Source organism: Shewanella sp. 4t3-1-2LB, from assembly GCF_017368415.1.
Lineage (GTDB): Bacteria > Pseudomonadota > Gammaproteobacteria > Enterobacterales > Shewanellaceae > Shewanella > Shewanella fodinae.
Genome location: NZ_JAFNJD010000139.1, coordinates 1 through 462, shown reverse-complemented (window position 1 = coordinate 462; position 462 = coordinate 1). Strand labels below are relative to the sequence as shown.

The window sequence follows — 462 nt, the reverse complement described above, 5'->3', positions numbered from 1 at the left end:
AATACGGCGAAATAACGCCATTTTCTTCGCATTGTCTCTATCGCCTATCCGCGACATATCTTCTTTGAACGTGACATCCAGTACCCAATGTTGTTGATTCTCGATGTGCCAATGCTGTCTAACAGCCTGAGCGGCGAGTTCTACCTCAATATCCAATGAACTCAGGTAGTAATGCGTATCCATAGTCGTCGTTCCATTGCGCTTACGTTCGCGCTCAACGGCGATTAGCGATTTGACGGATGGCCACTGTTTGGCAAGTTCTTTTGGCAACAAGGCAGGAATTTGAAACGTGGTACGACGTTCTTCTCGACCGTGTCCCTTGTCGCTTTCTTCATACATTGGGATATCGGTGGCATTCGTCTCCCAGTGTGGCTGAAATAGCGCTTCAATCGTCTTTCTCAGTGTTGGTTGATTACCTTTCACTTGAACAACATAGTCACCTTTACGCTTTACAATTTGAGC

General features: G+C 46.3%; 1 protein-coding gene. It reads right to left on the bottom strand.

The features are described 5' to 3' along the window. The coding region (locus J3L11_RS18995; protein ID WP_207572006.1) for an ISAs1 family transposase at positions 1-462 on the bottom strand (462 nt) is incomplete at both ends.